Annotated in this window: 27 protein-coding genes; 17 read left to right on the top strand and 10 right to left on the bottom strand. The window is 73.0% G+C overall.

The window, feature by feature from the left end:
- Positions 1 to 100 precede the first annotated feature (100 nt).
- The 5 genes from fasR to fabF all read left to right on the top strand — a co-directional run bounded on the left by fasR (position 101) and on the right by fabF (position 4949).
- On the top strand, positions 101 to 1270 hold the full coding sequence (fasR, locus tag OG906_RS23280) for a fatty acid biosynthesis transcriptional regulator FasR (protein ID WP_329448105.1): 1170 nt from the start codon (positions 101 to 103) through the stop codon (positions 1268 to 1270).
- An 89-nt stretch (positions 1271 to 1359) separates the two neighbouring features.
- Positions 1360 to 2277 (top strand): ACP S-malonyltransferase, encoded by a 918-nt coding sequence (locus tag OG906_RS23275; RefSeq protein ID WP_266947421.1) that lies wholly within the window; start codon positions 1360 to 1362, stop codon positions 2275 to 2277.
- A 19-nt stretch (positions 2278 to 2296) separates the two neighbouring features.
- Positions 2297 to 3301, top strand: a complete 1005-nt coding sequence (locus OG906_RS23270) for a ketoacyl-ACP synthase III (RefSeq protein WP_267797891.1) — start codon at positions 2297 to 2299, stop codon at positions 3299 to 3301.
- Positions 3302 to 3355: 54 nt separating this feature from the next.
- On the top strand, positions 3356 to 3604 hold the full coding sequence (locus tag OG906_RS23265; RefSeq protein WP_150519766.1) for an acyl carrier protein: 249 nt from the start codon (positions 3356 to 3358) through the stop codon (positions 3602 to 3604).
- Positions 3605 to 3683: 79 nt separating this feature from the next.
- Positions 3684 to 4949, top strand: coding sequence for a beta-ketoacyl-ACP synthase II (gene fabF, locus OG906_RS23260; protein WP_267797892.1), 1266 nt, complete (start codon positions 3684 to 3686; stop codon positions 4947 to 4949).
- A gap of 82 nt (positions 4950 to 5031) precedes the next feature.
- On the opposite strand, the gene OG906_RS23255 is transcribed toward fabF, so the two are convergent.
- Positions 5032 to 5526, bottom strand: coding sequence for a DUF3145 domain-containing protein (locus OG906_RS23255; RefSeq protein WP_053677844.1), 495 nt, complete (start codon positions 5524 to 5526; stop codon positions 5032 to 5034).
- Positions 5527 to 5775: 249 nt separating this feature from the next.
- Here OG906_RS23255 and OG906_RS23250 point away from each other — a divergent pair, with 249 nt between their 5' ends.
- A complete protein-coding gene (locus OG906_RS23250) occupies positions 5776 to 6672 on the top strand; it encodes an SGNH/GDSL hydrolase family protein (protein WP_329445470.1) in 897 nt (298 codons plus the stop codon).
- A gap of 78 nt (positions 6673 to 6750) precedes the next feature.
- Here OG906_RS23250 and OG906_RS23245 read toward each other — a convergent pair whose 3' ends face one another.
- Positions 6751 to 9207 carry a beta-glucosidase family protein gene (locus OG906_RS23245; RefSeq protein ID WP_329445468.1) on the bottom strand — a complete coding sequence of 819 codons (2457 nt, stop codon included), beginning with the start codon at positions 9205 to 9207 and terminating at the stop codon, positions 6751 to 6753.
- A gap of 237 nt (positions 9208 to 9444) precedes the next feature.
- Between OG906_RS23245 and OG906_RS23240 the strand changes: the two genes are divergently transcribed.
- The 4 genes from OG906_RS23240 to OG906_RS23225 all read left to right on the top strand — a co-directional run bounded on the left by OG906_RS23240 (position 9445) and on the right by OG906_RS23225 (position 11755).
- Positions 9445 to 10026: a TetR/AcrR family transcriptional regulator gene (locus tag OG906_RS23240; RefSeq protein WP_329445466.1), complete on the top strand. Its 582-nt coding sequence runs from the start codon at positions 9445 to 9447 to the stop codon at positions 10024 to 10026.
- Between the two features lie 56 nt (positions 10027 to 10082).
- The gene (locus OG906_RS23235; RefSeq protein WP_267797896.1) at positions 10083 to 10796 is read left to right on the top strand and encodes a carbon-nitrogen hydrolase family protein; all 714 of its coding nucleotides are present in this window, start codon (positions 10083 to 10085) and stop codon (positions 10794 to 10796) included.
- Positions 10797 to 10988: 192 nt separating this feature from the next.
- Complete coding sequence (locus OG906_RS23230) at positions 10989 to 11156, top strand: hypothetical protein (RefSeq protein WP_329445463.1); 168 nt, start codon at positions 10989 to 10991, stop codon at positions 11154 to 11156.
- Positions 11157 to 11164: 8 nt separating this feature from the next.
- Positions 11165 to 11755 (top strand): helix-turn-helix transcriptional regulator, encoded by a 591-nt coding sequence (locus tag OG906_RS23225; RefSeq protein WP_329445462.1) that lies wholly within the window; start codon positions 11165 to 11167, stop codon positions 11753 to 11755.
- Here the strand turns inward: OG906_RS23225 and OG906_RS23220 are convergent.
- Positions 11713 to 12105, bottom strand: a complete 393-nt coding sequence (locus OG906_RS23220; protein WP_267797897.1) for a winged helix-turn-helix transcriptional regulator — start codon at positions 12103 to 12105, stop codon at positions 11713 to 11715. The two genes, OG906_RS23225 and OG906_RS23220, sit on opposite strands and share 43 nt — an antisense overlap.
- Positions 12106 to 12279: 174 nt before the next feature.
- Between OG906_RS23220 and OG906_RS23215 the strand changes: the two genes are divergently transcribed.
- Complete coding sequence (locus OG906_RS23215) at positions 12280 to 13116, top strand: imine reductase family protein (RefSeq protein WP_329448104.1); 837 nt, start codon at positions 12280 to 12282, stop codon at positions 13114 to 13116.
- On the opposite strand, the gene OG906_RS23210 is transcribed toward OG906_RS23215, so the two are convergent.
- From OG906_RS23210 to OG906_RS23200, 3 genes are all read right to left on the bottom strand, one after another.
- A complete protein-coding gene (locus tag OG906_RS23210; RefSeq protein WP_329445459.1) occupies positions 13113 to 13958 on the bottom strand; it encodes an EI24 domain-containing protein in 846 nt (281 codons plus the stop codon). The two genes, OG906_RS23215 and OG906_RS23210, sit on opposite strands and share 4 nt — an antisense overlap.
- A 68-nt stretch (positions 13959 to 14026) precedes the next feature.
- Positions 14027 to 14449: an organic hydroperoxide resistance protein gene (locus OG906_RS23205; protein WP_053677825.1), complete on the bottom strand. Its 423-nt coding sequence runs from the start codon at positions 14447 to 14449 to the stop codon at positions 14027 to 14029.
- Between the two features lie 64 nt (positions 14450 to 14513).
- Positions 14514 to 15536 carry an NADP-dependent oxidoreductase gene (locus OG906_RS23200; protein ID WP_329445457.1) on the bottom strand — a complete coding sequence of 341 codons (1023 nt, stop codon included), beginning with the start codon at positions 15534 to 15536 and terminating at the stop codon, positions 14514 to 14516.
- A gap of 109 nt (positions 15537 to 15645) precedes the next feature.
- On the opposite strand from OG906_RS23200, the gene OG906_RS23195 reads away from it, so the two are divergent.
- Positions 15646 to 16068, top strand: coding sequence for a MarR family winged helix-turn-helix transcriptional regulator (locus OG906_RS23195; RefSeq protein ID WP_053677821.1), 423 nt, complete (start codon positions 15646 to 15648; stop codon positions 16066 to 16068).
- A gap of 18 nt (positions 16069 to 16086) precedes the next feature.
- Here the strand turns inward: OG906_RS23195 and OG906_RS23190 are convergent, their stop codons facing one another.
- Positions 16087 to 17040 (bottom strand): SCO2400 family protein, encoded by a 954-nt coding sequence (locus OG906_RS23190; RefSeq protein ID WP_329445454.1) that lies wholly within the window; start codon positions 17038 to 17040, stop codon positions 16087 to 16089.
- Positions 17041 to 17118: 78 nt separating this feature from the next.
- Here OG906_RS23190 and OG906_RS23185 point away from each other — a divergent pair, with 78 nt between their 5' ends.
- Positions 17119 to 17703 (top strand): hypothetical protein, encoded by a 585-nt coding sequence (locus OG906_RS23185; protein ID WP_329445452.1) that lies wholly within the window; start codon positions 17119 to 17121, stop codon positions 17701 to 17703.
- Between the two features lie 25 nt (positions 17704 to 17728).
- Here OG906_RS23185 and OG906_RS23180 read toward each other — a convergent pair whose 3' ends face one another.
- Positions 17729 to 18430: an esterase/lipase family protein gene (locus tag OG906_RS23180; protein WP_329445450.1), complete on the bottom strand. Its 702-nt coding sequence runs from the start codon at positions 18428 to 18430 to the stop codon at positions 17729 to 17731.
- Positions 18431 to 18651: 221 nt separating this feature from the next.
- On the opposite strand from OG906_RS23180, the gene OG906_RS23175 reads away from it, so the two are divergent.
- Both OG906_RS23175 and OG906_RS23170 read left to right on the top strand, forming a co-directional pair.
- Complete coding sequence (locus OG906_RS23175) at positions 18652 to 19689, top strand: rod shape-determining protein (RefSeq protein WP_267797905.1); 1038 nt, start codon at positions 18652 to 18654, stop codon at positions 19687 to 19689.
- Complete coding sequence (locus OG906_RS23170) at positions 19686 to 21263, top strand: sensor histidine kinase (RefSeq protein WP_329445448.1); 1578 nt, start codon at positions 19686 to 19688, stop codon at positions 21261 to 21263. Before OG906_RS23175 ends, OG906_RS23170 begins: the two co-directional genes overlap by 4 nt.
- Here the strand turns inward: OG906_RS23170 and OG906_RS23165 are convergent.
- Positions 21260 to 21691, bottom strand: a complete 432-nt coding sequence (locus OG906_RS23165; protein ID WP_329445446.1) for an Lrp/AsnC family transcriptional regulator — start codon at positions 21689 to 21691, stop codon at positions 21260 to 21262. The genes OG906_RS23170 and OG906_RS23165 overlap by 4 nt on opposite strands.
- A gap of 70 nt (positions 21692 to 21761) precedes the next feature.
- On the opposite strand from OG906_RS23165, the gene OG906_RS23160 reads away from it, so the two are divergent.
- Positions 21762 to 22472, top strand: coding sequence for a LysE family transporter (locus tag OG906_RS23160; protein WP_329445444.1), 711 nt, complete (start codon positions 21762 to 21764; stop codon positions 22470 to 22472).
- A 69-nt stretch (positions 22473 to 22541) separates the two neighbouring features.
- Positions 22542 to 23882, top strand: a complete 1341-nt coding sequence (locus OG906_RS23155; RefSeq protein ID WP_329445443.1) for a carboxyl transferase domain-containing protein — start codon at positions 22542 to 22544, stop codon at positions 23880 to 23882.
- 139 nt (positions 23883 to 24021) lie between these two features.
- Here the strand turns inward: OG906_RS23155 and OG906_RS23150 are convergent, their stop codons facing one another.
- Positions 24022 to 25284, bottom strand: coding sequence for an MFS transporter (locus OG906_RS23150; protein ID WP_329445441.1), 1263 nt, complete (start codon positions 25282 to 25284; stop codon positions 24022 to 24024).
- Positions 25285 to 25323 lie beyond the last annotated feature (39 nt).

The following is a 25323-nucleotide window of genomic DNA, read 5'->3' as shown; positions in this document are numbered from 1 at the left end:
CGGAGTCCGCGCCGGGGCGCCGATAGGGCAGTCTTGTCCCGTGCCCCAACCCGAACGTGAGCCTTCTCCCGAGACCAGCCCCGCGCACCCGGCGCATGCCGTGCATCCCGCCCATCCGCACACCGCGACGCTGCGCAGGCTGGAGAAATCCTCCGGTCGGCTCGCCGCCAACGCCATCGCGCGCATGGACGAGACCCTGCCGTGGTACCGGGCGATGCCGCCGGAGAACCGGTCCTGGATCGGCCTGGTCGCCCAGGCCGGCATCGCCGCGTTCACGGAGTGGTTCCGGCACCCGGAGACCCCGCAGGCGATCTCGACCGACGTGTTCGGGACGGCTCCGCGCGAGCTGACCCGGGCGATCACGCTGCGGCAGACCGTGGAGATGGTCCGTACGACGATCGAGGTGATGGAGACCGCGATCGACGAGGTCGCGGCCCCCGGCGACGAGTCGATCCTGCGGGAGGCGCTGCTGGTGTACGCCCGGGAGATCGCCTTCGCGACGGCCCAGGTGTACGCCCAGGCGGCCGAGGCGCGCGGGGCGTGGGACGCCCGGCTGGAGTCCCTGGTCGTCAACGCGGTGCTGTCGGGCGAGGCCGACGAGGGCGCCCTGTCCCGGGCCGCGGCGCTGGGCTGGAACTCGCCGGAGCACGTGTGCGTCGTCCTGGGCACCGCCCCGGACGGGGACAGCGAACTGACGGTCGAGGCGATCCGGCGGGCGGCCCGGCACCACAAGCTCCAGGTCCTCACCGGGGTGCTGGGCGACCGGCTGGTGGTCATCGCGGGCGGCAGCGACAACCCGATGCAGGTGGCGAAGTCCCTGATCGGGCCGTTCGCGGCGGGTCCCGTGGTGGCGGGTCCGGTGGTCCCGGACCTGCTGAACGCGACGAAGTCGGCGCAGGCCGCCGCGGCCGGACTGAAGGCCTGTACGGCGTGGCAGGACGCGCCGCGCCCCGTTCTGGCGGATGATCTCCTGCCCGAGCGCGCGATCGCCTCCGATCCCTCGGCGAGGGAGCAGTTGGTGGAGGAGATCTACAGACCACTGGAGGAGGCGGGTTCGGCGCTCCTGGAGACGCTGAGCGTCTACCTGGAGCAGGCGAGCAGTCTGGAAGGGGCCGCGCGGATGCTGTTCGTCCACCCGAACACGGTGCGCTACCGGCTCCGACGTGTGACCGACGTCACCGGCTGGTCACCCTCCGATGTCCGTTCGGCGTTCACGTTGCGGATCGCCTTGATCCTGGGGCGCCTGGCCGACGGCGATCCCCAGTCCTAGACTTTTGTCGGACATCAACAATTACCCCGTCGGTTCTTCGTCCCTGTCCCCACGGGCGGCGCGGGCCACATACAAGAGAGAGTGTGAGGGTGCTCGTACTCGTCGCTCCAGGCCAAGGCGCTCAGACGCCCGGCTTCCTGACTCCCTGGCTCGAACTCCCCGGCGCCGCCGAGCGCGTCGCGGGGTGGTCCGACGCCATCGGGCTCGACCTTGCCCACTACGGCACGAAGGCCGACGCGGACGAGATCCGCGACACGGCGGTGGCCCAGCCGCTGCTGGTCGCCGCGGGTCTGCTGTCCGCCTCCGCGCTCGGCACCACGACCGCCTTCGGCGCGGTCGCGGGTCACAGCGTCGGTGAGATCACGGCGGCCGCGTACGCCGGTGTACTGAGCGAGGACGACGCCCTGTCGTTCGTACGCACCCGGGGGCTCGGCATGGCCGAGGCCGCCGCCGTCACCGAGACCGGCATGGCCGCGGTGCTGGGCGGCGACCGTGACGTGGTCGTCGCGCACCTGGAGAAGCTGGGGCTGACCCCGGCGAACATCAACGGTGCGGGCCAGATCGTGGCCGCCGGCACCGCGGAGCAGATCGCCGCCCTCGTGGCCGACAAGCCCGAAGGCTCCATGAAGGTCGTCGCCCTCAAGGTCGCGGGCGCGTTCCACACCCACCACATGGCGCCCGCGGTCGCCACGCTGGAGAAGGCCGCCGAGGCCCTCGCCCCGGCGGACCCGGCGCTGAAGTACGTGTCGAACAAGGACGGTCGGGTCGTGACCACGGGCGCCGACGTCGTCGCCCGCCTGGTCGGCCAGGTGGCCAACCCGGTCCGTTGGGACCTGTGCATGGAGACGTTCGCCGAACTGGGCGTCACCGGGATCGTCGAGCTCTGCCCGGGCGGCACCCTCCAGGGTCTGGCCAAGCGTGCGCTCAAGGGCGTGCCGGCCGTCGCCCTGAAGACGCCGGACGATCTCGACAAGGCCGCCGCGCTCCTCGCCGAGCACGCGGTCTGAGAGAAGGAGCCCACACAGCATGTCGAAGATCAAGCCGGCCAAGGGCTCCCCGTACGCCCGCATCCTCGGGGTGGGCGGCTACCGCCCGGTCCGCGTGGTGCCCAACGAGGTCATCCTGGAGACGATCGACTCGTCCGACGAGTGGATCCGTTCGCGTTCCGGCATCGCCACCCGGCACTGGGCCTCGCCCCAGGAGACCGTCGCCGCGATGTCGGTGGAGGCCTCCGGCAAGGCGCTGGCCGCTGCCGGGGTCTCCCCCGAGCAGATCGGCGCCGTGATCGTTTCCACGGTGTCGCACTTCAAGCAGACCCCGGCCGTCGCGACCGAGATCGCGCACCGGATCGGGGCGATCAAGCCCGCCGCTTTCGACATCTCCGCGGGTTGTGCCGGGTTCGGTTACGGCCTGACCCTGGCCAAGGGCCTGGTGGTGGAGGGGTCGGCGCAGTACGTCCTCGTCATCGGTGTCGAGCGGCTGTCGGACCTCACCGACCTGGAGGACCGCGCGACGGCCTTCCTGTTCGGCGACGGCGCCGGCGCCGTGGTCGTCGGCCCTTCGGACGAGCCGGCCATCGGCCCCACGGTGTGGGGTTCGGAGGGCGACAAGTCCGAGACGATCAAGCAGACCGTGCCGTGGGACGAGTACCTCGGCAAGGGCGGCGGGGAGAAGTTCCCGGCCATCACGCAGGAGGGTCAGGCGGTCTTCCGCTGGGCCGTCTTCGAGATGGCCAAGGTGGCCCAGCAGGCGCTCGACGCGGCCGGGATCACCGCGGACGACCTGGACGTCTTCATTCCGCACCAGGCAAACATGCGGATCATCGACTCGATGGTGAAGACTCTGAAGCTGCCGGAGCACGTCACGGTCGCCCGTGACGTCGAGACCACCGGCAACACCTCGGCCGCCTCGATTCCGCTCGCAATGGAGCGGCTCCTGGCGACCGGTGCGGCGAAGAGCGGCGACACGGCGCTCGTCATCGGCTTCGGGGCGGGACTCGTCTACGCCGCGACGGTCGTTACCCTCCCCTAGGGTCGGGATCGCTTTCCCACCCTGAACATCCAGTAGCTAAAGAAGGAGCGCCACATGGCCGCCACGCAGGAAGAGATCCTCGAAGGTCTCGCGGAGATCGTCAACGAGATCGCCGGCATCCCGCAGGAGGACGTCCAGCTCGACAAGTCCTTCACCGACGACCTGGACGTCGACTCGCTGTCCATGGTCGAGGTCGTCGTCGCCGCCGAAGAGCGCTTCGAGGTCAAGATCCCGGACGAGGACGTCAAGAACCTCAAGACGGTCGGCGACGCCGCCGACTACATCCTGAAGCACCAGGCCTGAGCCTGACGAGCGTTTGTCGCCACCTGGCGGTGGCGCCGTGACAATTCAGCACCCCCTGAGACGTGGAGAAAGAATTCCTGTGAGCCCGACCAATCGCACCGTGGTCGTCACCGGTATCGGCGCAACCACTCCGCTGGGTGGCGACAGCGCTTCGACCTGGGAAGGTCTGCTTGCCGGCCGTTCCGGCGTATCGCCCTTGGAGGGCGAGCGTTTCGCCGAACTGCCGGTCCGTATCGCCGCGCAGGCCGCCGTGGACCCGAGCGAGGTACTGCCCCGTCCGCTGGCCCGCAAGTTGGACCGCTCGGCGCAGTTCGCCGTCATCGCGGCCCGTGAGGCCTGGGCCGACGCGGGTTACACCGCACCGGCCGGCGAGGACGAGTCCATCGCGCCCGAGCGCCTGGGTACCGTGATCGCCTCCGGAATCGGTGGCGTGACGACCCTGCTCGACCAGTACGACGTACTGAAGGAAAAGGGTGTGCGCCGGGTCTCCCCGCACACCGTCCCCATGCTCATGCCGAACGGTCCCTCGGCCAACGTCGGCCTGGAGGTGAACGCCCGCGCGGGCGTTCACACCCCGGTCAGCGCGTGTGCCTCGGGTGCCGAGGCCATCGGCTACGCCGTCGAGATGATCCGTACCGGCCGTGCCGACGTGGTCGTCGCCGGCGGTACCGAGGCGGCGATCCACCCGCTGCCGATCGCCGCGTTCGCCAACATGATGGCGATGTCCAAGAACAACGAGCACCCCGAGCAGGCCTCGCGCCCGTACGACAAGGCCCGTGACGGCTTCGTCCTCGGCGAGGGCGCCGGCGTCGTGATCCTGGAGTCCGCCGAGCACGCCGCCGCGCGCGGTGCGCGGGTGTACTGCGAGGTCCTGGGTCAGGGTCTGTCCGCGGACAGCCACCACATCGCGCAGCCGGAGCCCACCGGCCGCGGCGTCGCCGCCGCGCTGCGGAACCTGCTCGACAACACGGGGCTGGACCCGGCCGAGCTGGTGCACCTGAACGCGCACGCCACGTCCACCCCGCAGGGGGACACGGCCGAGCTGAAGGCCCTGCGCAAGGTCCTGGGCGACGACCTCGACCACATCGCGATCTCCGCGACCAAGTCGATGACCGGTCACCTGCTGGGTGGCGCCGGTGGCATCGAGACGGTGGCGACCGTGCTGGCGCTGTACCACCGGATCGCCCCGCCGACGATCAACGTCGAGGACCTGGACGACGACATCGACGCGGACATCGTTCGCGGCGAGCCGCGCAAGCTGCCCGTCGACGGTCCGATCTCCGCGATCAACAACTCCTTCGGCTTCGGCGGCCACAACGTCTCGCTGGCGTTCCGCTCCGTCTGAGTCGCACGCACCGTGTGAGAGGGGCCCCACCCGGCGGTTGCCGGGTGGGGCCCCTCTCGCGTGTCGTCCGTGCGTCGCCGGGTCAGACAACCTGGTGGAGCCAGCGCACGGGGGCGCCTTCGCCGGCGTGGCGGAACGGCTCCAACTCGTCGTCCCAGGGCTTGCCGAGCAGTTTGGCGATCTCGGCTTCCAGGTCGGTCTCGCCGTGCGCGGATCGCACGAGGGCGGCGCGCAATCGGTCCTCGGGAACAAGGATGTCGCCGTGCATTCCGGTGACGGCGTGGAAGATGCCGAGTTCCGGGGTGGAGCTGTACCGCTCGCCCTCGGAGGTCGAGCAGGGTTCGGCCGTCACTTCGAAGCGCAACAGGTGCCAGCCGCGCAGGGCGGAGGCGAGTTTCGACGCGGTGCCCGCTTCGGCCTGCCAGGAGAACTCGGCTCTCCAGGTGCCGGGGGAGGCGGGCTGTCTGATCCAGTCGAGGTTCACCCGCACCCCGAGTACGCCCGCAACAGCCCATTCCACGTGCGGGCAGAGCGCACGCGGCGCGGAATGCACGTACAGAACTCCACGTGTCGTCACCGGGACCTCCAGTGTGGGACGAGGTCGGGAATAAACTCCAGAAAACGGACAGTATGTGACGTGATGTAATTTACCGGAAATGATCTGACATTGCGTCGTGGGACGTGCGGCCGAAACGCCACGGGAAAAAGCTACCGTGCGCGGGGGGTCCCGGTGTGACGTACGGTCGCTCCGAAACCCGTGAACGCACAGCATTCACTCAGCAGGACGCCCCGGAAGGACACGGGGCGACGAGGGAGGGACCACCCGATGGGCACCACCGCTCCACGCCGTCGCGCGCGTGGGAAGCTGACGGGCGCGGTCGCGGCGGCCGCCGTGCTGGCCGGGGTGGTCACGGGTTGTGACGGCGGCGGGTCGGCGGCCGAGGGCGAGCGGGGGGCGCAGTCCGGTCCCCGCTGGAACACCGCGCCGACCTCGATCGCCGCCGTGGGCGACTCCATCACGCGCGGCTTCGACGCCTGTTCGGTGTTGGCGGACTGCCCGGAGGTCTCCTGGGCCACCGGCGACGACCCCGCGGTCGATTCCCTCGCCACCCGCCTCATCGGGGCCGCCGAGGCGCCCGCGCGCAGCTGGAACCACGCGGTGACCGGCTCGCGCATGGCGGACCTGCCAGGGCAGCTGGCTTCGGCGGCCGCGCACAAGCCCGACCTGGTCACGGTCATGGTGGGCTCCAACGACGCCTGCCGGCCGCTGGCTTCGTCGATGACCTCGGTGGCCGACTTCCGGGCCGGTTTCGAGAAGGCGCTGGCCGGTCTGCGGGCCGCGTCCCCGACCTCTCAGGTGTACGTCTCCTCGGTGCCGGACCTCCAGCGATTGTGGGAGCAGGGCAAGGACCTGCCGATGGTGCGGCAGATCTGGAAGCTGGGGATCTGCCAGTCGATGCTGGCCGATCCGCTGTCCCTGGCGACGGGTGCGACCTCGCGGCGGGAGGAGGTCCGGGCGCGGGTGGTCGAGTACAACGAGGTACTGCGCGAGGTCTGCGCGAAGGACCCGCTGTGCCGTTACGACGGGGGCGCGGTGTTCCAGTACCCGTTCTCGGCGGAGCAGTTGAGTCGCTGGGACTTCTTCCATCCGGGGAAGGACGGGCAGGCGCGGCTGGCGGAACTCGCGCACCGACAGGTGACGGCGGCGCAAGCGCCGCGTTGACGGTTGGTACGGACCGGGGACGGGGGTCAGGACCCGTCCCCGGTCCGGTTCATGGGTGGTTTCCGGCCATGCGGCGGCTCAGCGGACGTCGAGGGTGGCGGTGAGGCGGGTGTCGCCGTGCGCGTGGCTCGCGCGGACCTCGTATCCGCCGCCGATCCGCCGCCAGCCGCGCGTGTCCTCGTCCCAGATCTCGAAGGCCCGGGCGGGCAGCTCGATCTCGGTCTCGACGCTCTCGCCGGGGGCCGCCTCGACGGAGGCGAAGGCCGCCAGCCGGCTCGCGGGGCGCTCGACGGTGTCGGCGATCGGGGCGAGGTAGACCTGGACGACCTCGCGGCCGGTCCGGGCGCCGGTGTTGGTGAGGCGGACGCGGGCGGTGGTGCCGGTGACCTCCAGGGAGTCGTAGCTCCAGTCCGTGTAGCCGAGGCCGTGGCCGAACGGGTAGGCGGGGACCACGCCCCGGTCCTCGTACGCCTGATGGCCGACGAGGAGCCCCTCGCGGTACTCCAGCCTGCCGTCGGTCGGGGTGACCTCGGTGACGGGCGCGTCGGTGAGCGCGGCGGGCCAGGTGGTGGGCAGTCGCCCGCCGGGCTCCGCGTCCCCGAGGAGCACGTCGGCCAGTGCGGCGCCGCCCTCCTGCCCCGGGAACCAGGTCAGGAGCACGGCGGCCACGTCCGCGCGCCAGGGCAGTTCCACGGGGGAACCGGCGTTGACCACGACCACGGTGTTCGGGTTGGCGGCGGCGACGGCCGCGACCAGGTCGTTCTGTCGGCCGGGCAGGGTCAGGTCCGTGCGGTCGAACCCCTCGGACTCCACCCGCTCGGTGGTGGCGACGACCACCACGGCCGTGTCGGCGGCCCGTGCGGCGGCCACGGCCTCGGCGATGAGCTCGTCCGGGTCGCGCCGGGGGCCGAGGTGGAGCAGGGAGAACATGATCGCCTTGAGGGGCAGGCCGGTGATGTCGGGGACCTGGAAGGTCAGCGACACCTCGACGGGCTCGCCCGCGGTCAGCGGGAGCCGGGCACGCTCGCTGGGCGCCCCGAAGAAGGCCTCGAAGGGGTCGGCCTCGTCGCCCATCTCCTGGACGCCCTCCCAGAGGGTGCGGCCGCCGACGGCGAGGGCGAAGGCGCCGAGCCCGCGGGTGCCGAAGGCGTGCTCGCCGCTCTCGCGCGGCAGGAACGTGCCGGTGACCTCGATGCTCGCCATCGTCTCGTACGCGGCGCCCTCGGGCAGGTCGTCGCCGATCCACTGGACCTGACCGGTGGGCAGGCTGCCTTCGCCCAGGACGGCTCCGGAGGCGTCGCGGCAGACGGCGCGCAGCTCGAAGCCCTTGTCGGCGGGGACGAGTTCCTCGCTGGGGTCGGCGCCGACGCGGAAGGTGAGCGCCCCGTCGGGGAGGGCCGCGGTGAGTCCGTCGAGCGGGGAGACGATCCGTTCGGGGAAGACGGTGGCGGAGCCGCCGCCGAGGACGCGGGCGTCGCGGGCGGCGGCTCCGAGGAGGGCCACGGTGCGGCCGGAGCCGGTGTCGAGGGGCAGCGCGCGCCGCTCGCCGGAGACGATCTCGTTGCGTACGAGGACGGTGCCGCGGGCGGCGATCTCGCGGGCCAGGGCCTGTCCGTCGATCGCGGCCGGAGGGTCGGTGACGACGGCGGGGGCGCCCTCCAGGAGGCCGACGCGGGCGGCGAGCCGCAGGACGTTGCGGACGGCGTCGTCGACGGCGGACTCGGGGACCTCGCCGGCGCGGACGGCCTCGGCGAGGGCGGGGCCGTAGACGGTCTGCGGGCCGGGCATGGCCACGTCGAGGCCGCCGAGGATGTCGCCGGTCGTGGAGCGGGCGGCCATCCAGTCGGAGACGTTGGCGCCGTCGAAGCCCCACTCGGCGCGCAGGACCTCGTTGACCAGGTACGCGTTCTCGGTCATCGACGTGCCGTTGACCCGGTTGTAGGCGGTCATGATGCCCCAGGGGTGGGCGTTGGTGACGATGGCCTCGAAGGGGGCCAGGTACAGCTCGCGCAGCGGGCGGGGCGCGATGACGCAGTCGACGGTGAAGCGCTCGGTCTCGGCGTCGTTGCCGACGAAGTGCTTGACGGTGGTGCCGACACCGCCGTCCTGGACCCCGTTGACGTAGCCGGTGCCGATGGCGCCGGTGAGGTACGGGTCCTCGGAGTAGCACTCGAAGTGCCGGCCGCCGAGCGGGGAGCGGTGCAGGTTGACGGTGGGGGCGAGGAGGACGTGGACGCCCTTGCGGCGGGCCTCCTGGGCCAGGAGCCGGCCGGCGCGGCGGGCGAGGGCGGGGTCCCAGGCCGCGGCGAGCGCCGTGGGGGACGGCAGGGCGATGGAGGGGTCGTCGGCGGTCCAGCGCACGCCGCGCACCCCGATGGGGCCGTCGGACATGACCAGGGAGCCCAGGCCGATCTCCGGGAGGGCGGGCAGCGACCACATGTCCCGACCGGCCAGGAGCCGGGTCTTGGTGTCGAGGTCCAGCTTGTCGAGTGCGGCTTCCGCGGTGTCGTGGCGGACCTGTTCGGCATCGGTCACGGCCGAGCCTCCTCATCGAGTGCGGTGTGCGGGTGCGAGGTGCGGTGCGGCTTGCGGTGCGGTGCGGTGCGGTGCTGTGTGCGGTGCGGTGCGGTGCGGTGCGGTGCGGTGACCCCATCGTGGACCCGTCGCCTGGTGAACGGTAGGGTTCGTTACCTTCTTGTGATCTCGGCTTGTCGGGCGCGGATCGCGTACGGTCCTGCGGGCAGGGGTGCGAGTCGGAGGGAGTGCCGGGCCATGGTCAGGGCGAGGAGCGAGGAACGGCGCGGCGACATCGTCCGCGCGGCGGTCGAGGTGATCGCCGAACGCGGCTACCGGGGAGCGTCCCTGCACGCCGTGGCGGAACGGGTGGGCCTGACCCAACAGGGGCTGTTGCACTACTTCCCGACCAAGGAGGCGCTGCTGGTCGCGGTGCTGGAGGAGCGCGACCGCTGGGACACCGGCGGCGGCTCGCGCGCCTCGGCCGGTACCTGGCGGCTGGACCTGCTGGCCTCGCTGGTGGACTACAACGCGATGCGCCCGGGCATCGTGCAGACCTTCTCGGCGCTGCTGGGCGAGAGCGTCACCGACGGGCACCCCGCCCGGGAGTTCTTCACCGAGCGGTACGCGCAGGTCCGGGGCGAGATGGCCGCGGTGCTGCGGGCCGAGTTCGGGGACCGGCTCCCCTCGGGCCTCACCCCCGAACAGGCGGCGCCCCTGCTCACCGCGGTGATGGACGGGCTCCAGTACCAGTGGCTGCTGTCCCCCGAGTCGGTGGACATGCCGGGCGCGTTCCGCTCGTTCCTGACGCTGCTCCGCGGCGCCCCCGAGGCGCCGTAGCGACCCGGGCGGCCCTGCCGGACGGGGGTCGAGAGCCGGGCCGGCATGCTGAGCGCATGAGGATAGCCGCCGCCCAGATGACCTGCGTCCCGGCCGATGTCGACGCCAACTCCGCGAAGGCCGCCGCCCTCGCGGCCGCGGCCCGCGACCAGGGCGCCGAACTCGTCGTCCTGCCCGAACTGGCCCTGACCGGCTACGAGATCGAGGCCCTGACCGCCGACCCGGGGCTGTGGCTGACGGGCCCCGACGATCCGAGACTGGACCCCTTGCGCTCCGCCGGGATCGCCACCGCGGTCAACGCCGCGCTGCGCACCGACGGGCCGCTGCCGGCCATCGCGACCCTGGTCCACGACGCGGACGGCGCGCACGTGACGACGTACGCCAAGCAGCACCTCTTCGAGCACGAGCGGGACGCCTTCGCGCCCGGCACCGTCGACGGCCGCTTCACACTCGGCGGGATCCGCTTCTGCCTGGGCGTCTGCTTCGACAACCACTTCCCCGACCTGCCCGGCCGGGGCGCGGCCGACGGCTGCACGGTCCACCTGGCGAGTTCCCTCTACGGGACGGGCGCCGGGGTCGCGGAGCGGACCACCGTGTATCCCGGGATCGCCAAGGAGCACGGCCTGTACGTGGTCCTCGCCAACCACGTCGGACCGGCCGGCCCGTGGACCGGCTGCGGCGGGGCGGCCGTCTGGGCACCGGACGGTTCGGCGGTGGTCGAGGCCGACGACCATACGCAGGGCGTGGTGACGGCGGAGGTGCCGGCATGAGCCCCGTCCCGCCCGACCCGTCGGTGCCGCACCCCGTGGCGGGGCAGCCGCGGGTGACGCCGCTCCGGCCACTGGTGACGCCCCCGCACGGATCGGCCACGGGGCCGTGATCGCCTCCGGCGCGGTCGCGGCGATCACTTAGGCTACCCTTACTTTCTTTGCGGGGGTCGGTGCCGTGTCGCACCGCCCACCATGGGGGGTCACGGCGCGGTGGCGGCAGACCGGTTGGAGGAGCTGACGGTGGACGAGGACTTCATCGCGGCGGGCGGACACCCGCCCCACGTCCACGCGTTCCACCAGTTCCTGTACGTGCGATCGGGCGGATCGTCGTCACCGCGTGCGACCGGGAACACGAACTGACCCCGTCCGTGGCCCTGTGGATACCCGCCGGGGTGTGGCACAGCGCCCGCTTCGACAGCGACTCCCTCATCGCGGTCGAGGACTTCGACGCCGGCCTGCACGCGTTGCCGTACACCGAGGCGACCGTCGTCAACGCGACCGCCGAACAGCGCCGGTTGCTGCTGGCCCGGATGCGCAGTTCCGAGGTGCCCGAGGACGATCCGGCGGTCTTCGCGGCCCTCTGCTCGGCCCACCGCGACTGCCTCCCGCTGCCCCAACCGACCAGCCGGGCCGCCTCGACCGTCGCACGGGAGCTGGCCCGCACCCCCGCCGACCCGCGCACCGCGACCGAGTGGGCCGAGGACCTGTACACCAGCTCGACCAGCCTGCGGCGGGCCTTCCGCACGGAGACGGGCCTGGCCTTCTCGGAGTGGCGGACCCGGCTGCGGCTGAACCACTCGCTGGAACTGCTCGGGCAGGGCCAGCTGGTGAGCGTGGTCGCCGCCCGGGTCGGGTTCGTCAGCGCCAACGGCTACATCCTGGCCTTCCGCCGCCACTTCGGCGAGACGCCCGGCGCCTACACCAAGCGCTCGACCGATCCGTACGCCGCGGTGGGCTGACCGGCCGCTCCCACCGGCGCGGGGGCGGGGAGCAGGTGCCTGCCGCCCCACTCCCCGAGCGGGGCCAGGGCCGCGTTCAGTTCCCTGCCGAGCGGGGTCAGCGAGTACTCCACCCGGGGCGGCACCTCCTCGTACACCTCGCGGTGGACGATCCCGTCCGCCTCCAACTCCCTGAGCTGCGCGGAGAGCACCTTCTCCGAGACCCCCGGAACCAGCCGGCGCAGTTCACCGAAACGGCGCGGGCGCTGCTCCAACTCCCACAGCAGGGAGACCTTCCACTTGCCGTCGATCACGGACATCGCCGCGGCGATCCCGCAGTGATCCGCCCCGGGCCTTCGTGTCATCGCCATCGCGCACCCCTCCCACCTGTTCGCTCACCTCGGGGTAACCACCCACTCCGAAGTGCGTACTTGAGCGTCTCACGGCCTGCGACCAGGCTGAACGTCATGACCGACAACCTCGTGAAGACACCGCTCACCCTCCTCGGACTCGGCGACATGGGCACCGCCCTCGCCCGCACCTGACTGGCCGCCGGCCACCCCCTGACCGTCTGGAACCGCACCGCGGCCAAGGCCGAGGCCCTGGCCGCCGAAGGCGCGCGCGTCGCCGCGACCGCCGCCGAGGCGGTCGCCGCGAACGGCCTGGTCGTCCTGTGCCTGCTCGACGACGACTCCGTCGGCTCGACCCTCGACGGGATCGACCTCACGGGCAGGGACCTGGTCGACCTCACCACCGGCACCCCCGCGGAGGGTCGCTCCCGCGCCGCCTGGGCCGAGGAGCGCGGGGCCCGGTTCGTCGACGGCGGCATCATGGCCACCCCGTCGATGATCGGGGTCCCGGAGGCCGGCGGTTACGTCTTCTACAGCGGCTCCCGGGCCCTCTTCGACCACCACAGGGCGACGCTGGAGGTACCGGGCGGGGCCCGCTTCGTCGGCGAGGACCCGGGGCACGCGGCCCTGCACGACGTGGCGTTGCTCAGCGCGATGTACGGGCTGTTCGCGGGGATCTCGCACGCCTACGCCCTGATCGACGGCGAGGACGTCGCCCCGAAGGACCTGGCGCCGCTGCTGTCGGAGTGGCTGGGCGCGATGGGCTTCTTCGTCGGCAACGCCGCCGACCGGTTGACCTCGGGGGACTTCACCACCGCGGTGGTGTCGAACCTGTCCATGCAGGTCGCAGCGAGCGGGACCCTGGTGCGCACGGCCGCGGAGCAGGGGGTCGACGCCAAGCTCATCACCCCGTACCTGGACCTGATGCGCGAGCGGTTGGAGGCCGACCCGGCGGCCCACGCGGGCGAGGACACGACCGGGGCGATCACCCTGCTGCGCCGCCGGCCCGGACGGGACCGACGCGGGCTCTAGGAGTAGGCGGGCGGCGGCGGGCCGAAGCCGGTGGCCTGCGGCGCCGGGGGGCCCGGGGCGGGTTCTTCGGGGCCGGCTCCCCCGTCGGGGCCCTCGGGTTCGGTGTCCGCGCCCACGAGGTCGCGGGCCATCAGGGTGGCTCCGGCCACGGCGCCCGGCATCAGGAACACCGCGACCAGCGGGACGAGGAACGCCAGCACCAGCGGGACGCCGAAGCCGAGCGCCATCGCGCGCCGGGACCGCAGCAGGACCAGTTGCTCGTCGAGGTCGACGCGGCGGCGCTGGAGGGCGACCGAGGTGAGTTCCTGGGTGAGGAAGTAGCCGGAGACGCAGAACCCGATCGCCGGGACCACGGTCTGCCCGAGCACGGGGATGAACCCGAGGGCGAACAGCAGGATCCCGTACAGCACCACCCGGCCGAGCAGGCGGACGCTGTCGCGGGCGGAGATCCACAGGTCCTGCCACAGGCTTCGGCCGGACTCGGGGACCTCGCCGCCCTCGGACCGGTCGACCTGTTCGGAGAGAGACTCGTAGAAGGGCTGGCCGACCAGCAGGGTCACGGCGGTGAAGGTGATCACGGCGAGGAAGAGCCCGAAGCTGAAGACCAGCGCGGTCAGGAAGCCGCGGAACAGGCTCAGCCAGGGCGAGCCCCAGTCGTCGGCGAAGGGGGTCAGCCAACCGACGAGGTCGTCGGCGCCGTATCCCAGCCCGATGAGTGCGCCCGCGTACAGCACCAGCGCGACCAGTCCCGGCAGCAGGCCGACGCCGAACCACCGCCCGTGGCCGAAGACCCACCGCTGGCCGGCGAGCAAGTACCGCAATCCCCCCGCGAAAGCACTCATGCGCGCAGTTTACGGCGAAGGCCGCGCCCCCTGAGGGGCGCGGCCTTCGCGATGAGCGGGGTGCGGGATCAGACGGCCAGCTCGACCGTGATGTTGCCGCGGGTCGCCTTGGAGTACGGGCAGACCTGGTGGGCCTTCTCGATGAGGTCCTTGGCGGTGGCGGCGTCCACGTTCGGGATCGACGCCGAGATCTTGACGATCAGGCCGAAGCCGTCGTCGTTCTTGCCGATGCCGACCTCGGCGGTGACCGTCGAGCCGGAGATGTCGGCGTTCTCGTTCTTGGCGACGACACCCAGGGCGCCCTGGAAGCAGGCGCTGTAGCCGGCGGCGAACAGCTGCTCCGGGTTGGTGCCGGCGCCGCTGCCACCGAGCTCCTTCGGCGGGTTCACCACGACGTCGAGCTTGCCGTCGTTGGTGGCGACGCGGCCGTCACGGCCGTTCTCGGCGGTGGCGACAGCGGTGTACGCGACATCGGACTGCTGGATGGACATGTAAGAAGATCCTCCTGGTAATCGCCGTGACTCGCGCCCACGATCACGACGGTGTGCAGTGAGCCTAACCGGTGAAAGAAACGATCATCTTTCCGGTGTTCTCGCCGCGCAGCATTCCGAGGAAGGCCTCGGTCGCGTTCTCCACGCCCTCGTGGACGGTCTCGTCGTAGCGCAGCTCGCCGGAGCGCAGCCAGCCCGCGACGTCCTGGACGAACTGCTGCTGGATGTCGGCGTGGTCGCCGACCAGCACGCCCTGAAGGCGCAGGCGCTTGCCGATGACCTGCACGAGGTTGCGCGGGCCGGGGGTGGGCTCGGTGTCGTTGTACTGGGCGATGGCACCGCAGAGGGTGGCGCGGCCGTGCACCTTGAGGGAGGAGATCGCGGCTTCCAGGTGGTCGCCGCCGACGTTGTCGAAGTAGACGTCGATGCCCTCGGGGGCGGCTTCCTTCAGCTGCTCGCCGACGGGGCCGTTCTTGTAGTTGAAGGCGGCGTCGAAGCCGTACTTCTCCGTGAGGAGGGTCACCTTCTCGTCCGAGCCGGCCGAGCCGATCACCCGGGAGGCGCCCTTGATCTTGGCGAACTGGCCGACCAGGCTGCCGACCGCGCCGGCCGCGCCGGAGACGAACACGGCGTCGCCCTCCTTGAAGGAGGCGACCTCGAAGAGGCCGGCGTAGGCGGTCAGGCCCGGCATGCCGAGCACGCCGAGGTAGGTGGAGAGCGGGGCGAGCGAGCCGTCGACCTTGGTGGCGTGCTTGGCGTCCAGCTCGGCGTACTCGCGCCAGCCGAGGCCGTGCAGGACGTGGTCGCCGACCGCGAAGCGCTCGTCGGCGGAGGCGACGACCTCGCCGACCGCGCCGCCGTCCATCGGCTTGTCGAGCTGGAAGGGCGGTACGTAGGACTTCACGTCGTTCATCCGGCCCCGCATGTACGGGTCGACGGACATGTGGAGGTTGCGCACGAGGATCCGGCCGGGCGAGGGCTCCGCGTTCACGGGGACCTCGCGCAGGGCGAAGTCCTCGGCGACGGGCCAGCCCTGCGGGCGGCGGACGAGGTGCCACTCGCGGCTCACGGCGGGGATCTCAGACATGGTGCGCTCCTGACGCTCGGGGTGAAGGGCGGAAGAAAATGCTTCACAACGTGAAACAACCATGCTCCTGGATATTTCATGTTGTCAAGTAAATGGGTACGCTGGATCCATGCCCAGTCGTCGCGCAGACCCACTGACCCTTGAGGTCGTCGAGCTCATCGGCGACGTCGTGGCCCGCTACCACCAGGAATACGAGCACGCGGCGGCCAGCCACCAGCTCACCGGAGCCCAGGCCAGGGTGTTGAACCTGCTCTCCCTGGAACCGACGGCCATGCGCAAGATCGCGCAGAAGCTGAAGTGCGAGCCGTCGAACGTCACCGGCATCGTGGACCGGCTGGAGAGCCGCGGCCTGGTGGAGCGGCGCCCGGACCCGGCCGACCGCCGCGTGAAGCTGGCCGCCGCCACCGAGGAGGGGCTCCAGACCGCGGACCGGCTGCGCGAGTCGCTGGACTTCGCGCGCGAACCGCTGGCCGGCCTGTCCACGGCCGAGCGGACGGCGCTGAGGGACCTGCTCAGGCGGATGCTGGGCTGAGCCCCGGCCCCCCGCCCCTCAGCAGAGGAACCAGATCCAGCACTCGCTCTTGGTCGGCGTCGGCGTGGGGGTCGGCTTCGGGGTCGCCGTGGGCTTCGGCTTCGCGGTCCCGGACGACGTGCTCGGCGACGGCTGTCCGGAGGTCGAGGGCTTCGCGGACGGGCCCGGTCCCGGGCCGGCGGTCCGCGAGGACGACGGCGCCGACGACGACTCCTCGGGGGCGGAGGCGCTCCCCTCGGGCCCCGGCGCCGCGGTCCCGCTCGGCGACCCGGTGGGACCGGTCGTCCGCGTGGCGATCACGGAGGCCTTCGTGCTCCCGCCGCCCTTGGACGGCGCCGAGGGCGCGACCGTGCTCGGCAGGGCGGGAGCGGGGACCGGCTGCTGCGGCCCCGTGTCGTCGGTCAGCACGACCTCGGTCGCCCGGTCCGTGCGCTCCTCGTCGGTCGCCATCCGGGCCAGCGCCACGGACCCGCCGGTGGCCAGGGCCAGCCCGAGCCCGACGGCGAGGACGGTCCGGCGCCTGCGGTTCGCGGAGCGGCGCCGTGCGCCGGACCGGCCGTCGGCCGGGCCGGACAGTGTGACGAGCGACTCGACGTACGCCTCGGAGGCCTCGGGCCGCTCCCGGGCGGGCTCGGGATAACCGGGCTCGACGTACCCCGGTGCCGCGTGGTCGACGTGGCCGGGTGCCGCGTACTCGGACGCCACGTACGCGGAGGCCGCGTACTCGGAGGCCGGACGCACGGGCTCGTCGTACCCCGGCGGCGCGTACTGCGGCTCCGCGTACCGCGGCGCCTGCTCCGGTCGCGCGTACGGCGAGGCGTGTCCCGGCTCCGGGTACCCGGGCTCGGCGTACCCGGCCGGGGCGGCGGGGGCGGTCGGCGCCGCGGGGGTCAGGTATTCGGCCGGGGTTCCGCACCCGGCGCACGCCAGTGCGCCATTGAGGTGTCTCCGGCAGGCGTGGCAGAAGTTCATGGCGCCCGCAGGCTATGCGGCGAGGGAGCACATCCGGGCCCCGGGAACGTAAGGATTCTGTGTGGAATCGTGGACTCCATGACGCTGAACCACGGCCCGACCACCCCGGGCCCCTTCGGCCCGGCCGGTTTCCAACTGGTGCTGTTGCGCAGAATGGCCGACTTCCGGCCGGACCTCGCCGAGGCGGCCCGGCTGCGCCTCGGCGCCTCGCTCGCGGAGCAGCGGGCGGCGAACAAGCGCTGGCAGGCCATGGTCCGGTCGCCGCGCTCGCGCGGTGCGCTGGCCCGCTACCGGTCGGTGCTGGGCCCGGCGGAGTCCACCGGGCGTCGCAGGATCGGCGACCTGGAGTGCGAGGCCCTGCTGTGGCCGGTGCCCCTCTGGCCCGACCTGCGCTTCGAGGTGCTGGCCGCGCCCGACGGGGCGGTGTGGAACGAGTGGCTGGTACGGGCCCCGGGCGCGCCCGCGCCCGTCCTGGAGACGGCGGCGGACCTGCTGCCCTGGTCCGCGACGGTGGACGAGGTGGCGCGGGCCTTCGCCCCGGTTCGGCCGATGGAGGGAACCGCGCCGACACGGTGGCGGCTGGCGTTCGCCGTGTCGGGGGCGCCGTACGTCGCGGAGTTCACCTACGGGCTGCTCCAGGAGGTCCGGCCCGGCGGCAGCTGACCGGGCCGGGTGCGGGCGCGCGGGGTCAGGGGCGCAGGAAGGCCCGGATGCCCGCGGAGGTGGCGTCGTCGCCGAGCAGGTCGTTGTGCCCCAGGCAGCCGACGGGGGTGTTGGCGGCCCCGGTCAGCGGGACGCTGTTGTCGGGGTTGACGACCTCGTCGCAGTTCGACCAGAAGGTGGCGTACGCGACCGCGCCCGGCGTCTCGTCGCCCGCGGCCAGGTTCTTGACGACGTACGAACCGGGCGTCATGTCCCGGCAGGCCTGGTCCCACAGGGCGCAGCCCCAGGCGATGGAGGTGCCGTGGTTGGGGCCGGCCAGCGAGACCAGGTGGTCCACCGTCGCGCCGCCGCCCCCGTAGGTGACGTACCAACGACTGACGAGGGATCCGAAGGAGTGCGCCACGATGTCCACGCGGGCCGCGCCGGTCTCCCGGCGGACCTGCTCGACGTACGCGCCGAGCCTGCCGGCGAGGACCTCGTTGACGGACTGGTGGGTGTCGTACCCCCAGGAGTACAGCTGCGCGTCGGCGTACCCGTCGGCGCGCAGGTCCTCCCGCAGCGACCCCCAGACGCCGGGGTCGGCGTTGTAACCGTGCACCAGGACCACCGGATTTCGGGCGGGAGCCTGCCGGGGAGCGGCCTGGTCGGCGGCCCGGGCCGGGAAGGGCGCGAGCAGGGCCAGGCAGAGCGTCAGGAGCGCCAGGAATCTCTGGCGGGGCGTCAGCATCGGGTCCCCTTTACCTTGTTACGCGCGAGTAGCGCGGACGGTGCGCGCATCGTGCTGCCTGTCGGTACAGAAATCCACCCCCGTGCAGCACCTCTCGACCCCTCAGGCACACCCCACCCGGAGCATTCCAACGGGCGGTATACCCCATTTACCCGAGAAGATATGGATTGCGACCGGCATCCGTCGGTCTCCTTGCGTCAGCGCACTCGGGAGGATCCGCCGTGACCGTCAGCCTTGACCAGTTGCGCCGCTGCCACGTCGCCGTCGACCTGGGGGCGGCCAGGACCCGCGTGTACGTGAAGGGCGCCGGCCTCGTCGTCGACGAGCCCAGCGTCGCCGCCGTGAACACGCGCACCGGTGCACTCATCGCCGTGGGCACCTTCGCCGAACGGATGACCGGCCGCACACCCGACTACATCCGGGTCGTGCGCCCCGTCTCCGGCGGCACCGTCGTCGACATCGAGATGGCCCAGCGGATGCTGCGTCACCTCCTCGGCGAGAAGCTGCGGCGCGCCCTGCGCCGCAAGCCCCGGCTGCGGGCCGCGGCCTGCACCCCGCACGACGCCGATCCACTGGCCCAGCGGGCCACCGTGGAGACGCTGGTCGGACTCGGCGCCCGGCGTGTCGAACTCGTCGACACCCTGATCGCGGCGGCCGTCGGCTGCGGCCTGCCCGTGGAGCAGCCGACCGCGACCATGATCATGGTGTGTGGGGCGGCGGCCACGCAGGTGGCGGTCCTCTCCCTCGGCTCGATCGTCACGGCCGAGCGGATCCCCGTCGGCGGCGAGGCCATCGACCACGCGATCGTCCAGCACCTGCGGCACGCGCACGAACTGATGCTGCCCAGCCAGGCCGTCCGGCCGCTCCAGCTGGCCCTGCACGGCAACGGCATCACCCCCGACGGGCCGGCCTCCACCCTCATCCACGGCCGCGACGTGGCCACCGGGCTCGCCCGCTCGGTACAGGTGGACACCGCCGCGGTCCGCGACGCGATCTTCACCCCGCTGACCGCCGTCCTCGACGGGATCGGCAAGGTGCTGCGGGACTGCCCTCCGGACCTGGTCGCGGACCTGACGGACCGAGGGATCATGATGGTGGGAGGCAGCGCCCTGCTGCCGGGCCTGGACCAGATGCTGCGGGACGCGACCGGGATGCCCGTCGCCATCGCGGAACGGCCCGACGTGTGCGCCGTTCTGGGTCTCGGCGCGATGCTCGAAGGAAAGATCGCCCCCATGGTTCTCAACCCGCTGGCCGGATGACGCTGGATCCCCAGGGGACCGCGGCCGAACGGTCCGCCCTGCCCGCCCTGCTGGAGGCGGTGCTCTCGGTCGGCTCCGAACTGGAGCTGCGCACCACCCTCCAGCACATCGTGGAGTCGGCCGCCGCACTGTGCGGCGCACGCTACGGCGCGCTCGGGGTCGTCGACCCCGAGCGCGCCCGGCTGACCGAGCTGTTCACCGCCGGACTGACCGAGGCCGAACGGGCCGCGATCCCCCGGCTCCCCGACGGCCGGTCCGGGGTCCTCGGAGCGCTGATCACGGACGCCCGGCCGCTGCTGTTGGACGACCTCGCCCAAGACCCCCGCTCGGTGGGCCTCCCACCCGGCCACCCGCCCATGCGCACCTTCCTCGGGGTGCCGATCCGGGTGCACACGGAGGTCTTCGGCAACCTGTACCTCACCGAGAAGCAGGGCGGCGGCCCGTTCACCGACGAGGACCTCGCGCTGCTGCGCGTCCTGGCCTCGCAGGCGGGGATAGCGATCGGCAACGCCCGGCTGTACGAGACCGCGCGCCGCCGGGAGCGCTGGATCGAGGGCGCCGCCGCCGTGACCACGGCCCTGCTGGCGGGCCGCCCGGCGGCGGACGCGCTGATGTGCGTGGCCGAACGGGCCCGGCTGCTCGCGGACGCGGCGGCCGGCGTCGTCCTCCAGCCGACCCCCGAAGGCGGCATGGAGATCGTGGCGGCCTCCACGCACGGCGACCCCGGCGACATGGTCGGCACCGCCATCGCCCCCGGCTCTGCGGTCCTGGAGCAACTTCTGGGCGGCGAGCCCGTCTTCATAGAGGACTCGGCGACGGATCCGCGGATGACCACGCACGTGCGGGTGCGGTTCGGCCCCAGCATGATGCTCCCGTTGCAGAGCGGCGGTCAGCTCATCGGCACGCTGGCGCTGCCCCGGGAGCGGGGCGGGCGGCCGTACGACGCGGTGGACCGGCTGCTGGCCTCGCAGTTCGCCTCCCAGGCGGCGCTGGCGCTCGTCCTCGCGGACGCGCAGCACGACCGGGAGCAGTTGGCCGTGTACGAGGACCGCGACCGGATCGCGCGGGACCTGCACGACCTCGTGGTCCAGCGGCTGTTCGCGACGGAGATGATGCTGGAGAGCACCAAGAAGCGCTCGGCGGCCGCCCCCGCCGGGGACACCGTCGGCGACGAACTCGGCCGGGCCGTCGACGAACTGGACTCCACGATCCAGGAGGTCCGCACGGCCATCTTCGCCCTCCAACAGCCGCCCACCGACGCCCCGACCACCTTCCGCGGCCGGGTGCTGCGCGAGACGGGCGGCGCGGCGGTGCTGCTGGGCTTCCAACCGTCCGTGCACTTCGAGGGCGCCGTGGACACCCTGCTCACCGAACCGGTGGCCGGCGACCTGCTGTCCACCCTGCGCGGGGCCCTGGCCGCGGCCCACCGCCGCACCGACGTCACCTCCATCCGGGTCGCGGTGGACGCCGGCCCGACCCGGGTCAGGCTGACGGTCTCCGACGACGGCCGCACCGAGACGGGCACCCGGGGCACGACCCTGACCTGGGAGTCCCCGCTCCGGTCACAGCACTAGGCAGTGTTCGCGGCGCGCAGGGCGATGCGGGTGCTGGACTGGGCCACCCCGGTCTCCCGCTTGAGGCGGCGCAGCAGCGCGTCGAGGGCCGGCGCGTCGGCGACGCGGGCCCGCACGAGGTAGTCGTACTCCCCGGTGACGTGCACGACCTCGGTGATCCCCGGCAGCCGGGCGACCCGCTGCTCGAACTCCTCGTTGGTGACGTCCTGGCGCAGGGTGAGGTCGATGAAGACGACCAACCCGCCCCGGGTGTCGGCCGCCGGGTCGACCACGACGGTGAATCCGAGGATCACCCCGTCCCGGCGCATCCGGCGCACACGGTCGGCGGTGGCGTTGGCGCTGAGTCCGACGCGGACGCCGAGGTCGCGGTACGAGATCCGCGCATCCTGCTGAAGGATGCCGAGGATCTCCCTGTCCAGACGGTCCATGCCGCGATTGTCGCAGCGCCGGCCGATATCCGCCGCCGTCCGCGGGGGTGCCCGCCGCATCCTCACGGGCATGAGCGAACTGATGGCTCCCGCGGTGTCGGGGGCGGTGGCGGGCCTGGGCGTGGCGGTGCCGATGGGGGCGATGAGCGTGCTGCTGCTCCAGGAGGCGATGCGGCATCGCGGCGCGGCCGTCGCCGCGGCGGCGGGCATCGCGGTGGTGGACCTCGGTTACGCGGCGCTCGCGACGGTGCTCGGGCCCCGGCTCGCCTCCCACGTCGGGCCCGTCGAGGCCTGGGTCCGACTGGCGTCGGCCCTGATCCTGCTGGTGATCGCCGCGCGTGGGCTGCACTCCGCGCGCGGCCCCCGCCTCCCGCAGGTCACGGCCCCGCCCACGCGATCCCCGGCGCCCGCGGCACCCGCGGCACCCGCCGCCGCCTCGCCGGCGGTCGGCTCGGGGGCCGCCGGGCCGGGCAGGGCCGCCGGGCCGGGCAGGGCCTTCGGCCGGTTCGTCGCCCTGACCGCCGTGAACCCCACCACCGCGCTCTACTTCGCGGCGCTCACCACCGCCCAGGGCGGCGGTCTGCGCAGCGGCCCGACCGGAGCCGCCTTCCTCGCGGGCGTCGCCCTCGCCTCCCTGCTCTGGCAGCAGTTCCTCGTCGTCCTCGGCTCCTTCGCCGGGGCCAGGGTCTCCCCCACCGTCCGCCTGTGGACCTTCCGCCTCGGCCACGGTCTCGTCGCCGCCTACGCCCTGAAGATCGCCTTCCCCCTCCCCCGGACCTGAGCCGGGCCGGGCACCGGGGCGTGGGCCGGCGCCCGGGCGAGGATCTTGTTCACCCTCTAGGGTGAGCCCGTGACCCGCCTCTCGGCCCGCGCGGCCATCGCCTCCCTCGCCGACCCCGGCAGTTTCGTCGAACTCCCCGTACCGCCGCGGGAGTCCCCGGCCGACGGCCCGCTCGCGTGGAGCGGGTACGACGACTCCCGCGCCCGCGCCGAACTGCGGACCGGCGAGCGGGAGTCCGTCGTCACCGGGACCGTCCGCATCGGCGGTCACGAGGCGACCCTGATCTCCTTCGAGTTCGGCTTCCTCGGGGGGTCGCTGGGCGAGCGCACCGGAGACCGGCTCGAAGCCGCGTACAGCCATGCTCGCGCGCACCGGCTCCCCCTGGTGTCCCTGATCGCCACCGGCGGTTCCCGGATGCAGGAGGGGATGCTCGCCCTGACCCAACTCCAGCGGGTGGCCCGGCAGTCCGTGCTGACCCGCGCCGCCGGGCTCCCGCAGATCACGGTCCTGCGGGACCCGACCACGGGCGGCGGTTGGGCGACCCTCGGGGCGGGCGCCGACGTGGTGCTCGCGCTCCCCGGGGCGCAGGTCGGCTTCGCCGGGTCCCGGGTGCGGCCTGCCGACGCGGACCCGGCGGCCTACACCGCCGAGGGGCAGTACGCGGCCGGGCACGTGGACGCCGTGGTGCCCGCGGCGTCGTTGCCGGGCACCGTGACGGACTGGCTGCGCCTGCTGGCCGCGCCCCGGTCGACCGCACCGGTCGAGCCGCCGGCGGCGCTGGCGGACGCGACGCCGCCCGCGACGGGCTGGGAAGCCGTCGGTCAGGCCCGGCATCCGGACCGGCCGCGCGCCCGGGCGTACCTCGACGCGTACTTCGCGCTGCGCCTGCCCCTGTCGGGGGACCGGGCGGGCGGCACGGATCCCGGGATGCTGTGCGGGTTCGGGCTGCGGGAGGGGCGGGCCGTCGCGTACGCCGCCCAGTGCGGCACCGCCACCCGCCCGGCGGGCTACCGGACGGCGGCCCGTGTCATCCGCCTCGCGAACCGGCTCGGGATCCCCGTGCTGACCCTGGTGGACACCCCGGGCGCGGCCAACGACGCCGCCGCCGAACACGCGGGCGCCGGCGCGGCGATCGCGGACACGTTCGCGGCGGTGGCCGGGGCCTCGGTACCGGTGACCACCCTGCTGATCGGCGAGGGCGGATCGGGCGGGGCCCTCGCCCTGGCCGCGCCGGGGAACACCTGGGTCACCCCGGACAGCTACTTCTCGGTGATCGCACCGGAGTTGGCGGCGGCCATCCTCAAACGCCCCGCCGACCAGGCCCCGGCCACCGCGGACCAGCTCCGCGTCCGCCCCCAGGACCTGGTGGCCCTGGGGGTGGCGCGCGGCGTGGTCGCGGCGAAACCCTGAGGGTCAGCGCCGGGCGCGCGGGCAGCTCGACAACAGGACCGGTGCGCGGGCCGAGGCCGGGGCCGTGACCGCCGGACGTCCCGGACCACCCGCGGGTCCCGGCCCCGCCGCCCCGTCCGACCCCGCGCCGGACCCGGGATCAGGCCTGCGGCGACCTGGCGTCGTACCGGGCGAACCCGCGCCACCACGAGGCCAGCAGACCCACCACCAGGACGCAGGCCAGTCCCCCGCCCGTGATCGCCACGGCGGGCGAGGTCAGGTCGGCCACCGTCCCCGCGAGGAAGTCCCCGAGTCGGGGCCCGCCCGCGACGACCACGATGAAGACGCCCTGGAGCCGGCCCCGCATCTCGTCGGGGCTGGCGGCCTGCATCATCGTGGAGCGGAACACCATGGAGATGGTGTCGGAGCAGCCGGCGAGGGCGAGGAAGAACAGCCCGAGCCACAGGTTCCGGGTCAGCCCGAAGACGGCGATGGCCAGCCCCCAGGCGGCGACGGACAGGAGGATGGCCAGGCCGTGCCGCCTGATCCGCCCCAGCCAGCCGGAGAACACCCCGCCCAGCAGCGCCCCGACGGCCGGCGCCGCCACCAGCAGGCCGACCGTCTTGGCGTCGCCGCCGTACCAGAGTCCGGCGATCGCCGGGAACAGTGCCCGGGGGTGGGCCAGCACCATGGCCGCCATGTCGGAGAAGAAGGTCATCCGGATGTTGGGCCGGGTCCCGAGGAACCGCAGCCCGTCCAGCACGGAGGCCCGGCCCCGGACCCCTTCGGCCCGGTCGGGCTTCATCGAGGGCAGCCGCCACATCGCGTAGAGGGCGGCGCAGAAGGTGACGGCGTCGACCAGGTAGGCGGCCTGGTACCCCCACCAGCCGACGACGAGCCCGCCCAGGACGGGCCCGATCATCGTGCCGGAGGTCATCGTGACGGAGCCCAGGGCGTTGGCCGCCGGGAGTTGCTCGGCCGGCAGCAGCCTCGGGATCATCGCCGACCGGGCCGGCCCGTTGAGCGCCCCGCAGACCGCCTGAAGCGCGACGATCGTGTAGAGCAGCCAGACCCGGTGGTAGTCGAGGAGCGCGGCGGCGGCCAGCGCGACGGACAGGACCGCCAGTCCCGTGGAGCTGTGGAGGCCGAGCTTGCGCCGGTCCACGGTGTCCGCGATGGCGCCGCCGTAGAGACCGAAGACCACGAGCGGCACGAGGGAGAAGAGCCCGACGAGCCCCACCGAGAAGCTCGACCCGGTGATCTCGTAGACCTGGAGGGAGATGGCCAGGGCGGTCATCGCCTGGCCCATCCAGGAGATGGTCCCGCCGACCCACAGCCGCCGGTAGTCCGGGGAGGTGCGCAGCGGGGTCAGGTCGGCGAATATGCGCCGCTCGGGTCGGGGAGGGGACGTCGTACCGGTCACATCGGATGATAACCAGCGGCCCGCGCGCGGCCCGCGTCC

The organism is Streptomyces sp. NBC_01426, from assembly GCF_036231985.1.
In the GTDB taxonomy this organism is placed as follows: domain Bacteria; phylum Actinomycetota; class Actinomycetes; order Streptomycetales; family Streptomycetaceae; genus Streptomyces.
Note: the sequence above shows the minus strand (reverse complement) of the source record. Positions and strands in the feature narration are given on the sequence as shown.

Excerpts from the sequence above, each read along its gene's own strand:
- OG906_RS23185 (WP_329445452.1), top strand. The coding sequence starts at position 17,119 with ATGACGCTGAACCACGGCCCGACCACCCCGGGCCCCTTCGGCCCGGCC.
- OG906_RS23230 (WP_329445463.1), top strand. The coding sequence starts at position 10,989 with ATGGGGGGTCACGGCGCGGTGGCGGCAGACCGGTTGGAGGAGCTGACG.
- OG906_RS23195 (WP_053677821.1), top strand. The coding sequence starts at position 15,646 with ATGCCCAGTCGTCGCGCAGACCCACTGACCCTTGAGGTCGTCGAGCTC.
- OG906_RS23170 (WP_329445448.1), top strand. The coding sequence starts at position 19,686 with ATGACGCTGGATCCCCAGGGGACCGCGGCCGAACGGTCCGCCCTGCCC.
- OG906_RS23205 (WP_053677825.1), bottom strand. The coding sequence starts at position 14,449 with ATGTCCATCCAGCAGTCCGATGTCGCGTACACCGCTGTCGCCACCGCC.
- OG906_RS23270 (WP_267797891.1), top strand. The coding sequence starts at position 2,297 with ATGTCGAAGATCAAGCCGGCCAAGGGCTCCCCGTACGCCCGCATCCTC.
- OG906_RS23210 (WP_329445459.1), bottom strand. The coding sequence starts at position 13,958 with ATGAGTGCTTTCGCGGGGGGATTGCGGTACTTGCTCGCCGGCCAGCGG.
- OG906_RS23250 (WP_329445470.1), top strand. The coding sequence starts at position 5,776 with ATGGGCACCACCGCTCCACGCCGTCGCGCGCGTGGGAAGCTGACGGGC.
- OG906_RS23190 (WP_329445454.1), bottom strand. The coding sequence starts at position 17,040 with ATGAACTTCTGCCACGCCTGCCGGAGACACCTCAATGGCGCACTGGCG.
- OG906_RS23240 (WP_329445466.1), top strand. The coding sequence starts at position 9,445 with ATGGTCAGGGCGAGGAGCGAGGAACGGCGCGGCGACATCGTCCGCGCG.
- OG906_RS23200 (WP_329445457.1), bottom strand. The coding sequence starts at position 15,536 with ATGTCTGAGATCCCCGCCGTGAGCCGCGAGTGGCACCTCGTCCGCCGC.
- OG906_RS23235 (WP_267797896.1), top strand. The coding sequence starts at position 10,083 with ATGAGGATAGCCGCCGCCCAGATGACCTGCGTCCCGGCCGATGTCGAC.
- OG906_RS23160 (WP_329445444.1), top strand. The coding sequence starts at position 21,762 with ATGAGCGAACTGATGGCTCCCGCGGTGTCGGGGGCGGTGGCGGGCCTG.
- OG906_RS23220 (WP_267797897.1), bottom strand. The coding sequence starts at position 12,105 with ATGGCGATGACACGAAGGCCCGGGGCGGATCACTGCGGGATCGCCGCG.
- OG906_RS23265 (WP_150519766.1), top strand. The coding sequence starts at position 3,356 with ATGGCCGCCACGCAGGAAGAGATCCTCGAAGGTCTCGCGGAGATCGTC.
- OG906_RS23180 (WP_329445450.1), bottom strand. The coding sequence starts at position 18,430 with ATGCTGACGCCCCGCCAGAGATTCCTGGCGCTCCTGACGCTCTGCCTG.
- OG906_RS23165 (WP_329445446.1), bottom strand. The coding sequence starts at position 21,691 with ATGGACCGTCTGGACAGGGAGATCCTCGGCATCCTTCAGCAGGATGCG.